Raw genomic sequence first — 12,204 nt, forward strand, 5'->3', positions numbered from 1 at the left:
GATTTTATCCACTTGTAATAGATTGATTTTAAAGCATTAATTTTATTCCGTGATCGTTCTCACAAATTTTCTCTTTCGTCCACACTTTCGCTAAGAATTGGCGTATATTTTTTGCATCACAACTTATTTAGGCTGCCTTATGTTTTTACCTAATTACTTTCAAGATCCAAAGGTACTACACCTAAACACCACGCCCCATCACGCCTATTTTATTCCACACCCTAATATGCAAAGTGCGGTGCAAAATTCGCGAGAATTTTCTCCCTATTTCACTGATCTCAATGGAAATTGGGATTTTCATTATTTTAAGAGTTATTGGGATTTGCCGGAAAACTTCCTCCATTTCAACTTTCAACAGCACATTCCCGTGCCCTCTACTTGGCAAACTCAAGGCTATGATCAACATCAATACACCAATGTGAATTATCCTTTTCCTTTTGATCCGCCTTATGTTCCACAGGAAAATCCTTGCGGACTTTATCACCGCACTTTTGATTTTCAACCCAACGCCAACAAACGCTACTTGATTAATTTTGAAGGGGTGGACAGCTGCCTTTTTCTTTATGTGAATCAACAATTTATAGGCTATAGCCAAGTCAGCCACTGCACCGCAGAATTTGATCTCACCGATTATTTACAGCAAGGGGAAAATCATCTTACCGCCTTAGTATTAAAGTGGTGTGATGGCAGTTATTTAGAAGATCAAGATAAATTCCGAATGTCTGGCATTTTCCGAGATGTGTATATATTGGAACGTGAGCAAAATTATCTGCAAGATTTTTTCATCAAAACCACCCTTTCTGAGGATTTAAAAAGTGCGGTGGTAAATTTGAATATTTTTTTCCGCCAGCCTGAAAATGCCCCAACAATTACTTATCATCTTTTTGATCCACAAGGAAAAAAACTTTTCCATACCAAACAGAACCAATTCTGCGTAGAAAACATTCAATTATGGAATGCCGAAACGCCGCAGTGTTACGATTTATTGATTTGCTATGGCGAAGAAGTGATTTGCCAAAAAATTGGCTTTCGGCCAGATTGAAGTAAAAAATGGCGTTTTATTGCTCAACCAACGGCCCATAAAATTTAAAGGGGTAAACCGCCACGACAGCGATCCACAAAGCGGCTACACGATCAGTGAAAAGCAGGCAATGGCAGATTTACGCCTAATGAAGCAACACAATTTCAACGCCATTCGCACCGCTCATTATCCTAACGCCCCGTGGTTTGCTGAATTGTGCGATCGCTACGGTTTTTATTTGATCGCCGAGGCAGATATTGAAAGCCACGGCACCAATGCCGTCTATGTGCCAAGCCCCGAAAAAAGCATTTTACTTGGCGTAGAAACGGTGTCTGATCAGGCTGCCATTCGCCAGCAAGTTATTGATAATTATTGTTATATGGCGCGCAGCCCAGATTTCACACAAGCTATTTTAGATCGTGCGCAAGCCAATGTGCAGCGAGATAAAAATCGCCCTAGTGTGCTGATTTGGTCGCTTGGCAATGAAAGTGGCTACGGCGAAAATTTCGAGCTTGCCGCTCGCTGGGTAAAGGCTTTTGATCCCGCTCGTTTAGTGCATTATGAAAATGCAATTTTCCAACATTCCGATCACCAAAATGATACCACGCACTTAGATTTACACAGCGAAATGTATCGCAGCATAGAAGATATAGAAGCCTATTTCGCCACTGCGCGTAACACGAAACCTTATTTACTCTGTGAGTATCTGCACGCAATGGGCAACTCTTGCGGTGATGCGGAAGATTATTTCCAAGCGATGGAACAGCACGCAGGTGCTTGCGGTGGTTTTGTGTGGGAATGGTGCGATCACAGCCCTCATTTGCCACAATCTAAAAAAATGGGCTACGGTGGCGATTTTGGCGATTTCCCTAACGATAGCAATTTCTGTGTAGACGGTTTAGTGCGAGCGGATCGTCGTATTCAAAGCAATTTGCTTGAACTCAAAAATGTGCAACGACCATTACGCGCCAAATATCACAATGGGCAGATTGAACTAACCAATTATCTTGATTTTACCCACGCAGAAAATGCCGTGAGCATTCACTATCAGCTATTAGAAAATGCGGTTCTCGTACAACTAGGACAAATTGCCACGCCAAAAATTCCGCCAAAACACACCGCACTTTTACCTTTCACCTTGCCACCAAATAATGGCAGTTTATGGCTGTTGAATTTAGAATATCGCACCAAACACGCCACACCTTTAGTGGAAAAAAATCATTTGCTCGGCGTGGATCAGCTTTGTCTATTTGGCGACAAACAGCTGCCTAGCTTTTATCCCCCACGACTGCCAGAGCAAGCCCATATCCAGCACAGCTCACGGGAAATCCACATTACCTTTGGCAACACGAAATATGTTTTCGATAAACAAAAAGGCATTCTCTCACAACTGCTTTCTGCACAACGTCCGATTATTCAGCGTCCGCTGGATTTTAATATTTGGCGCGCGCCATTGGATAACGATAGCTTAATCAAAGCACATTGGTTTGCAGCAGGCTATCATCAGGCTTATAGCCGTGCCTACACAATGCAAGTGGGACAACGGAAAGATCGTGTTGTCGTACAAACTCACTGCGCTTTGCTAGCGGTTTCGCAAAGCAAAATTCTAGATCTTAATGTGGAATATCATTTGTTTGATCACGCCTATTTTGAGATCAAAATTCACGCAAAAAAAGCACCGCACTTGCTTTTTTGCCACGCTTTGGGCTACGTTTCTACTTAGCCAAACAACAATGGCAAGCCCGTTATTTTGCCTATGGCAACGGCGAAAGCTATGTTGATAAACATCACGCCACTCAGCTTGGGCTTTATCAAACAACTCCACAGCAAAATCACGTTGATTATTTAAAACCGCAGGAAAATGGCAGCCATTACCATTGCTCTTTTATTAAATTAACCGGTGCCGAAGGTGGTTTGTACATCACTGCCCAGCACCCCTTCAGCTTTAACCTTTCCCCTTATAGTCAAGAAGAATTGGCAAACAAAAAACATCATTATGATTTACAAGAAAGCCCTTACTGCGTGCTGTGTGTGGATTATAAAATGAGTGGCATTGGTTCAAACTCTTGTGGGCCAGCGCTCAAAGAGGCTTATCGTTTGAATGAAACCCAATGGGATTGCACCTTTAAGGTGAGTTTGCTGTAAAGGGTATGGGGAAAATAATAGGTAAAACTTGGGGCGAAAGTTCGCCCCATTTTTATATCCTGTTATTTTTCAATAGGAGCTTTCATTGCTTGCAACACGCTTTGCGGCACAAGTTCACTCACATCACCGCCGTGTAGATGAATTTCTCGCACGATGGTGGAAGAAACAAAGGCCCATTTTTCGCTAGGTGGGAAAAATAAACTTTCCACGCCTTGTCCATTTTCATTTTTGGTTAATAAGCGGTTTAGGCTGGCGAGTTGCAGTTCGTATTCAAAATCGGTGGTGGTTCGCACACCGCGGATAATGGCGTGAATGTGTTTTTCTTGCACTACCTTAGCTAGTAAATCGGCAAAGCCAAACACTTCCACATTGGGTAAGTGAGCGACCGCTTGTTGTGCAATTTTCACTCTGGAATCTAAATCGAATAAGGGCTTTTTGCTCGGGCTGGCGGCAATGGCGACAAAAACTTTGGAAAAAAGCACCGCACTTCGTTCGATAATATCTAAATGCCCATTGGTGATGGGATCAAAGGTGCCGGGGTAAATTACGGTTGTCATTTTTTCTCCTTTAAGTTCTGCTATGGCGTTCAGACAAAATTCTGTGTTTACGGGGCGTCCAAATAAGGTTGAAGTAAATCGAGCAAACGTTGTAAAGCACCGCGATTTTCTAATAATACGCCATAGCCCGCTTTCCCTGTGCGTTCACGCAAGGCAGAAGAATTCAGCAAAATCTCCACTGCTCTTGCGATGGCGGCAGCATTATTATTCACTTCAACAAAGCCCTGAACTTCCATTAAATTGCGGTAAACTTCGGGGAAATTGAAGGTATATTTACCACTCACCACAGGAATTTGAAAAGCGAGCGGTTCAAGGGGATTATGTCCGCCTCGTTTCACTAAACTGCCCCCCACAAAGGCGACATCTGCCAAAGCGTACATTAACATTAGCTCGCCCATTGTATCACCTAGCACCACTTGGGTATCAGCTTGTGGCGCACGATTTTCACTGCGGCGTACAAAGGTGAAATGCTGTTTTTCAATTTGCTCCGCCACCTCGTTAAAACGTTCTGGGTGGCGCGGCACGAGAATCAGCAATAAATCGGGAAAGGCTTGTAATAATAAGCGGTGGCTTTCTAAAATCAGGCTTTCTTCGCCTTCGTGGGTGCTAGCGGCAACCCACACAGGGCGTTGTTGTTTCCATTGGGCTTTGAGCTTTTCTGCTTCGGTGAGTAAGCTCTCACTTAGCACTAAATCATATTTAATATTGCCTGTGAGTTTGAGCTTTTCTGGATCGTAGCCCAGTTTGAGATAACGCTGTCCGCTGATGTTATCCTGCGGCGCAATCAGGCTGATTTTGCGTAAAATGGCTTGGATATAGCTTTCCAGCCAGCCATAACGTTTTGCTGATCGGGCAGATAAACGGGCGTTAGCGATAATAAACGGAATGTGCTGTTTGTGCAGTTGATAAATGAGATTTGGCCAAATTTCCGTTTCGATCACAATGCAGACTTTAGGCTGAATAAAACGCACAAAGCGTTTAATCGCCCCAGGTAAGTCGTAAGGCAAATAAAAATGGCTGACTTGATCACCAAAAGCAGCTTTAACACGCTCAGAGCCTGTTGGCGTAACAGTGGTAAGCGTAATGGATAATTCAGGGTAACAGCGTTGAATCGCTTTCACCAAAGGGGTGGCTGCAATCACCTCTCCAACGGACGCCGCATGGATTAACACGCCATTCGGTTTTGGCGGAGTTTGTGTAGCGCGATAAATGCCATAACGCTCCAAAATCCGCTGACGATAAGCCGGCGCTTTTAGGCTACGCAATAAAATAAATAGCCAAATCAGCGGTTGAACAAGATACATTATGCAAGTGTAAATTCTGTGCCACATAGCCGTTTCTTCATTAAGCCAGAAAATTGAGAAATTTGCCCCGCACTTTATTCATACAACTTGGCAAGATAAAGTGCGGTGGAATTTCGCGAAGTTTTTATTTTATTGATTGTTCAATAATGCCGCCACCAAGGCAAATTTCCCCTTGGTAGAATACGGCAGATTGCCCTGGGGTTACTGCAATTTGCGGTTCATCAAAACGCACTTCAATGCTGTCATCATTAAGGGGAATAATTTGGCAAGGAATATCTGTTTGGCGATAACGGGTTTTCACCGTGCAACGCAGGGGTTCGCGAATCGGTTGGCGATCCACCCAGTGCAGCTGTTGCGCGATTAATCCACTGGAAAGCAAGGCAGAATTATCCAAGCCCTGAGCGACCACTAACACATTGTTAGTGAGATCTTTTTCCACTACATACCACGCATTTTCTGCTTTGCCTTTCACGCCACCAATGCCTAGACCTTTACGTTGCCCTAAAGTGTGATACATCAAACCTTGGTGGCGGCCGATGACTTCGCCCTCGGTAGTTTTGATGTCCCCCGGTTGCGCAGGCAAATAACGCGCCAAGAAATCTTTGAATTTACGTTCGCCGATAAAACAAATGCCGGTGGAATCTTTTTTCTTCGCGGTAACCAAGCCTAAATCTTCTGCGATGGCACGCACCACAGGCTTTTCAATATCCCCCACTGGAAACAGACTTTGCGCCACTTGGCTTTCGCTTAAGGTGTAAAGGAAATAGCTTTGGTCTTTGTTAGGATCTAAACCACGCAATAATTGCGCTTTGCCATTGTGATCACGGCGGCGCACATAATGCCCTGTGGCGATATAATCCGCCCCCAGATCTTCTGCGGCATATTCCAAAAAGGCTTTAAACTTGATTTCTTTGTTGCACAGAATATCAGGGTTTGGCGTGCGGCCAGCTTTGTATTCCGCTAAAAAATGTTCAAAAACGTTGTCCCAATATTCCGCCGCAAAGTTGATTTTGTGCAATTTAATGCCGAGCTTGTCGCATACTGCTTGGGCATCAGCGAGATCCGCCGCGGCTGTGCAATAATCGGTGTCGTCATCTTCTTCCCAATTCTTCATAAACAAGCCTTCCACTTGGTAGCCTTGTTGCTGAAGAATAAAGGCGGAAACGGAAGAATCCACCCCACCAGACATTCCACAAATCACTTTAATTTTGCTGTTTTCTGCACGTTGGCTTTCGCTTAATGCAGGGAAATATTGTTCATAAGTTTTTGATTTCATCATAATTTTTTCAAATTTTTGACCGCACTTTGTTTATTCGGAAATTATTTTACTTCGTAGAAATTCGTTTCGCTTTTGTTGAAGCGATCTAATTCTGATGCGTCCACTTCGCCTTTTTCTACTTTGGCTTTTAGGTTATCGCAAGGCTCATCGCAATCGCATACTTTCTTCAAGCCAAGGGAAGAAATTCCCCCGCAGCTGCCAGCAATGGATTTGCGTTTGATGATATAGCCGATGGACATCGCCAAAATCACCGCAAGGAAAAAGCCGAAAGTAATAAAAAACAGTTCCATTTTTTCACCTTTATGGATTGATTAATTGTTTAAACGCGGAAGACATTTTTACCTCAAAACCACTTTCTGTTTTGATGATTAAATATACCGCTAATTGTTGCTGCTCCGCCACTTTGAGCGCTTCATCTTCACCAAGCACAAACAATCCTGTGGATAAACCGTCTGCCGTCATTGATGAGGGATCAAGCACAGTGATTGACGCCAAATGATGTTGAATTGGGCGACCTGTTTGCGGATTAATTTCGTGGGAATAACGCACGCCGTTTTCTTCAAAATAAATGCGATAATCGCCAGAAGTGGCCATCGCTAGATTGTGTAAGCCGACCACTTGTTCTACGCTTCTTGAGCCGTCCGTAGTGGGTTTTTCAATGGCAATTTGCCAAGGCTTGTTTTCGCTGTTGTTGCCCTTGGCTCGGATTTCGCCGCCAATTTCCACCATATAGTTGCCAATGTGCAAACTTTCAAGATAGTCCGCCACTTGATCAACCCCAAAGCCCTTGGCGATGGAAGATAAATCCACATAAAGTTCTGGCACAGTTTTTTCTAGGTAAAATTTACCCGCACTTTCGCTCAGTTTTAATTTTTCAATGCCTACCCACGCACGGCGTTCATCAAGTTGTTGCTGAGTTGGGGCTTTTTCCACGCGTTTTTCTGGCCCGAATCCCCACAGGTTCACCAATGGCCCTACGGTAACATCTAATGCACCTTGTGTAACCTTATTTAAACGAATGGCTTCACCTATCACTTTGGCCAGATCCGCTGAAATTTCAATCGGAGTATTCACCGCGCGGTTTTGGTTAAAACGACTTAATTCAGAGGTGGGAATATAGGTGGACATTTTGTCATTCACGTCTTTTAAAATTTTTTCCACCCCTTCGTGGGTATCCGCTACCGATTGGCTTGCTTCTGCGGTGATGTATTTAATGTGGTAAGTAGTTCCCATTGTTTTACCGCTTAAGGTAACAATTTCGGGATCTTTTTGGCAGGCGGTTAGGCTACTCACCAAGAGTAAGGCGATGGCCCAGCCGTAAACCGTTTTGACTTTTCTTAACATAAATCTATCGCTAATTTTTCTGTGGCTAAAAATGGCTAAAGCGGTCAGAAATCTGACCGCTCTTTTTCTTTATTTAACAGCGTTATCAACCGCCAAAGTCATCTAATAAGATGTTTTCGTCTTCAACACCTAAGTCTTTGAGCATTTTGATTACTGCTGCGTTCATCACTGGAGGCCCACACATATAGTATTCACAGTCTTCTGGTGCTTCGTGATTTTTCAGATAGTTTTCATAAAGCACGTTATGGATAAAGCCTGTGTAGCCGTCCCAATTATCTTCTGGCAATGGATCAGAAAGTGCCACGTGCCATTTGAAGTTATCGTTCTCTGCTTGTAGGGTATCGAAATCTTCTACATAGAACATTTCACGTTTTGAACGCGCCCCGTACCAGAATGACATTTTACGTTTTGATTTCAAACGTTTTAATTGGTCGAAGATATGTGAACGCATTGGTGCCATACCTGCACCCCCACCGATAAATACCATTTCTGCATCAGTATCTTTCGCGAAGAATTCACCGAATGGGCCAGAAATAGTTACTTTATCACCCGGTTTTAATGACCAAATATAAGAAGACATTTGTCCTGGTGGTGCATCTGGGTTGCTTGGTGGTGGCGTTGCGATACGCACGTTAAGCATAATGATGCCTTTCTCTTCTGGGTATGAAGCCATTGAGTAAGCACGCACAATTGGTTCGTCCACTTTTGAAACATAACGCCATAGGTTATATTTATCCCAGTCTTCGTGGTATTCTTGTGGAATATCAAAGTCTTTGTAATAAACCGTATGTGGATCTGCTTCAATTTGGATATAGCCACCCGCACGGAATGGCACTTCTTCCCCTTCAGGAATTTGTAATTTAAGCTCTTTGATGAAGGTTGCTTTATTGTCGTTAGAAATAACGGTACATTCCCATTTTTTCACGCCGAACACTTCTTCAGGTAATTCAATTTGCATATTGGTTTTAACATTTACCTGACAAGCTAGACGATAACCTTCTTTCGCTTCACGTTTTGAAATGTGAGAAAGTTCTGTTGGTAGAATATCACCACCGCCCTCAGTTACTTTCACCACACATTGACCACAAGAGCCACCGCCCCCACAAGCTGAAGAAACAAAAATCCCTTTGCTTGCTAATGCGCCTAATAATTTTCCACCTGCTGGCAAGTGAATGGCTTTGCTTGGATCGTGATTGATTTCAATAGTAATGTCCCCTGAGTTTACGAGTTTAGATTTAGCAAACAAGATAATTGCTGCTAACGCTAAAACCACCACAGTGAACATTGCAATACCTAAAATAATTTCCATTTAGTATCCCCTTCTTATAACTGAATACCTGAAAATGACATAAAGCCAAGCGCCATTAGACCTACAGTGATAAAGGTGATCCCTAAACCACGCAAGCCTGCTGGAATATCAGCATATTTCATTTTTTCAGTTAAACCGGCAAGTGCCACGATAGCAAGCATCCAACCTGTTCCTGCACCGATACCATAAACCACAGATTCAGCAAGGTTGTATTCACGTTGCACCATAAAAGATACCCCACCGAAAATCGCACAGTTTACGGTGATTAACGGTAAGAAGATCCCTAATGCGTTATAAAGTGCGGGGAAAAATTTGTCCAAAACCATTTCTAGGATTTGTACTAATGCCGCAATCACACCGATGAAGGTGATAAAGCGTAAGAAACTTAAATCTACGCCTTCTACTAACGCACCATCTTTTAAGATGTGAGTATAAACAATTTGGTTTGCTGGCACGGCGATACCTAATACCACGATTACCGCGATCCCTAAACCAAAGGCTGTTGAAACTTTCTTTGAAACCGCAAGGAATGTACACATACCAAGGAAGAAAGAAAGTGCCATATTTTCAATAAAAATGGACTTAACAAATAGACTTAAATAGTGTTCCATCTTATTTCTCCACTTGCTCTGGTTTCCAAGTTCTTAAGCCCCAAATTAAGAAGCCGATGATAAAGAACGCACTTGGCGCAAGTAAGGCTAAACCATTTGCTTGATACCAACCACCGTCTTGGATAGTTTGTAACACGGTAATGCCAAATACTTTACCTGAACCAATTAATTCGCGTAAAAATGCGACAATGATTAGGATCACACCATAACCGATACCGTTACCTAAACCATCAACAAAACTTGCCAATGGTGGCTCTTTCATTGCAAAAGCTTCTGCGCGCCCCATTACGATACAGTTGGTAATGATTAAGCCAACGAATACCGAAAGCTGTTTAGATAACTCATAAGCATAGGCTTGCAACACTTGGTCCACAAGGGTTACTAATGATGCAATGATCGCCATTTGCACGATAATACGGATACTATTTGGAATATAGTTACGGATACAAGAAATAAAGAAACTTGAAAATGCCGTTACTAAACTTACTGCGATTGCCATTACCACCGCAGTTTCTAATTTTGTCGTTACCGCAAGTGCTGAACAGATCCCCAAAATTTGCAATGCAATTGGGTTGTTGTTCACGATTGGAGATAACAATAATTTTTTCATATTTGCATTAGCCATTAGTTAGCCTCCGCTCTAAGTTTGTCTAAATACGGGCCAAAACCATCGCGACCAAACCAATAATCAAAAGAACCTTGTACCCCTTTTGTGGTTAAGGTTGCACCAGATAAACCATCGATACCGTGTTCTTTATCTGCTGAAGCACCTTTGCCAATTTTAATCGCTACTTGATCTTGAGCATTAAAGAGTTTTTTACCCACAAAGTATTTCTGCCAGTTTGGATTAGCGATTTCGCCCCCTAAACCTGCGGTTTCACCTTGTTCATAGTAAGTAATCCCTTTAATGGTATTTGCATCTGGCGCAACAGACACAAAGCCATACATCACAGACCACAATCCTGTACCATAAATTGGCAACACGATTTGTGAAGTTTTGCCTTGCGCATCTTTCACTAAATAAACCTCAGCATATTTCGCCCGCACTTTAATGCCAGCTTTATCTTCTTCAGGTTTAATTGCTACGCTTTCAGCAGGATCTTTTACTGCAACACGCGCATCAAAGTTTTTGATGTCGCTTACATAATCACCCGTTGCAAGATCCACAATTTTCGGCTCAATGTTTTCTGCATAAAGGGCTTTAATTTCCGCACCTTTTGCTTTAGCGGGTAATAATCCTGCCACACTGAGAATGTTTTTCTGTTTATCTAATAATTTTTGCTCATTTTGCGTCGGTTTCAAACCTACTGCCGCACTTGCTACGATAATTGAGCAAACTAAGCTGACTAAAACAACAACAAGGATTGTTCCGCCAACACTATCTTTATTAAACTTAGCCATTGCGCGCTCTCCGACGTTTGATATTTGCTTGAACAACCAGATAGTCAAAAATTGGGGCAAATAAGTTAGCTAATAAGATGGCTAACATCATTCCTTCTGGATAAGCGGGATTAACCACACGAATAATCACCGCCATTGCACCAATTAATGCACCGTACCACCATTTACCTTTGTTTGTGAATGAGGCTGATACTGGGTCAGTTGCCATAAATAACATACCTAAAGCAAAGCCACCCAATACTAAGTGCCAATGCCAAGGCATTGAGAATAATGGGTTGGTGTCTGAACCAATTACATTAAATAGGGTAGAAGTGGCAATCATACCGATCATCACACCAGCAATAATACGCCAAGAAGCAATACGTGCGAACACAATCACCGCTGCACCAATTAATAATGCCAGAGTAGAAACTTCACCGATTGAACCTGGGATATTCCCTAAGAATGCGTCCATCCATTGGATTGGCTGACCTGTGGTAACTTGTTTTAATGCACCTTGACCGCCTGTTGCCCATTGTGAAAGTGCTGTTGCGCCAGAGAAACCATCAGCGGCGATCCATACCGAATCCCCTGAGATTTGTGCTGGATAAGCAAAGAATAAAAACGCACGCCCTGCTAATGCTGGGTTCATAAAGTTTTTACCTACACCACCAAACACTTCTTTGGCCACCACAACCCCAAATGTTGTCGCTAACGCCGCTTGCCATAATGGCAATGTTGGCGGAACGATAAGAGCTAATAAAATAGAGGTTACGAAGAAACCTTCGTTGATTTCGTGTTTACGCACTGTAGCAAATAACACTTCCCAGAAACCGCCCACAAGGAATACGGTTAAATAAATTGGTAGGAAGAAAATCGCACCTAATGCCATTTTTGCTAGCACGCCAGCATCTTGTGAAACTAACCCTAATGCATTGGCTAAAGCAAAATGCCAGTCATTCGCCACATTTTGTGCCAAGTTCTGTGCAAAATCGCCCACTTTTAATGCAAGAATAGATTGCTCACCCACATTAAACATACCGTAGAACATTGCTGGGAATAATGCCAACCACACTAATACCATCATACGTTTAGAATCTAACGCATCACGAACGTGAGAAGCTTTCGCCGTTACCGTACCTGGCGTGTATAAGAAAGTTGCCGTTGCTTCATAAAGGGCATACCACTTCTCATATTTACCACCCGGTAAAAAAGCAGGTTCCATTTTCTCTAAAAGATGTTTTAAACCCATTT

10 protein-coding genes and 1 pseudogene are annotated in these 12,204 nt (G+C 42.8%); 1 reads left to right on the forward strand and 10 read right to left on the reverse strand.

Annotation, left to right across the window (positions count from 1 at the left end; translation table 11 throughout):
* Window positions 1–139: 139 nt before the first annotated feature.
* Window positions 140–3,166 (forward strand): annotated as a pseudogene (locus tag ACLS0A_RS04650) (glycoside hydrolase family 2 TIM barrel-domain containing protein).
* Between the two features lie 62 nt (window positions 3,167–3,228).
* Here the strand turns inward: ACLS0A_RS04650 and coaD are convergent.
* The 10 genes from coaD to ACLS0A_RS04700 form a co-directional block, all read right to left on the reverse strand.
* Window positions 3,229–3,723: a pantetheine-phosphate adenylyltransferase gene (gene coaD / locus ACLS0A_RS04655; protein WP_416082953.1), complete on the reverse strand. Its 495-nt coding sequence runs from the start codon at window positions 3,721–3,723 to the stop codon at window positions 3,229–3,231.
* Between the two features lie 47 nt (window positions 3,724–3,770).
* Window positions 3,771–5,054, reverse strand: coding sequence for a lipid IV(A) 3-deoxy-D-manno-octulosonic acid transferase (gene waaA / locus ACLS0A_RS04660; protein ID WP_416082952.1), 1,284 nt, complete (start codon window positions 5,052–5,054; stop codon window positions 3,771–3,773).
* Window positions 5,055–5,151: 97 nt separating this feature from the next.
* Complete coding sequence (mnmA, locus tag ACLS0A_RS04665) at window positions 5,152–6,303, reverse strand: tRNA 2-thiouridine(34) synthase MnmA (protein ID WP_115250133.1); 1,152 nt, start codon at window positions 6,301–6,303, stop codon at window positions 5,152–5,154.
* A 44-nt stretch (window positions 6,304–6,347) separates the two neighbouring features.
* Window positions 6,348–6,596 (reverse strand): (Na+)-NQR maturation NqrM, encoded by a 249-nt coding sequence (gene nqrM, locus ACLS0A_RS04670; RefSeq protein ID WP_103854402.1) that lies wholly within the window; start codon window positions 6,594–6,596, stop codon window positions 6,348–6,350.
* Window positions 6,597–6,606: 10 nt separating this feature from the next.
* Complete coding sequence (locus ACLS0A_RS04675) at window positions 6,607–7,650, reverse strand: FAD:protein FMN transferase (protein WP_416082951.1); 1,044 nt, start codon at window positions 7,648–7,650, stop codon at window positions 6,607–6,609.
* A gap of 85 nt (window positions 7,651–7,735) precedes the next feature.
* Window positions 7,736–8,959: an NADH:ubiquinone reductase (Na(+)-transporting) subunit F gene (nqrF, locus tag ACLS0A_RS04680; RefSeq protein ID WP_115248714.1), complete on the reverse strand. Its 1,224-nt coding sequence runs from the start codon at window positions 8,957–8,959 to the stop codon at window positions 7,736–7,738.
* A 14-nt stretch (window positions 8,960–8,973) separates the two neighbouring features.
* Window positions 8,974–9,570: an NADH:ubiquinone reductase (Na(+)-transporting) subunit E gene (gene nqrE / locus ACLS0A_RS04685; RefSeq protein ID WP_013745915.1), complete on the reverse strand. Its 597-nt coding sequence runs from the start codon at window positions 9,568–9,570 to the stop codon at window positions 8,974–8,976.
* Window position 9,571: 1 nt separating this feature from the next.
* A complete protein-coding gene (locus ACLS0A_RS04690; RefSeq protein ID WP_103854399.1) occupies window positions 9,572–10,195 on the reverse strand; it encodes an NADH:ubiquinone reductase (Na(+)-transporting) subunit D in 624 nt (207 codons plus the stop codon).
* Window positions 10,195–10,971, reverse strand: coding sequence for a Na(+)-translocating NADH-quinone reductase subunit C (locus ACLS0A_RS04695; protein ID WP_103854398.1), 777 nt, complete (start codon window positions 10,969–10,971; stop codon window positions 10,195–10,197). The genes ACLS0A_RS04690 and ACLS0A_RS04695 overlap by 1 nt, the downstream gene beginning before the upstream one ends.
* Window positions 10,964–12,202, reverse strand: a complete 1,239-nt coding sequence (locus ACLS0A_RS04700) for an NADH:ubiquinone reductase (Na(+)-transporting) subunit B (RefSeq protein WP_103854397.1) — start codon at window positions 12,200–12,202, stop codon at window positions 10,964–10,966. The genes ACLS0A_RS04695 and ACLS0A_RS04700 overlap by 8 nt, the downstream gene beginning before the upstream one ends.
* Window positions 12,203–12,204 lie beyond the last annotated feature (2 nt).

It is taken from the genome of Avibacterium volantium, from assembly GCF_049366555.1.
Lineage (GTDB): Bacteria > Pseudomonadota > Gammaproteobacteria > Enterobacterales > Pasteurellaceae > Avibacterium > Avibacterium volantium_A.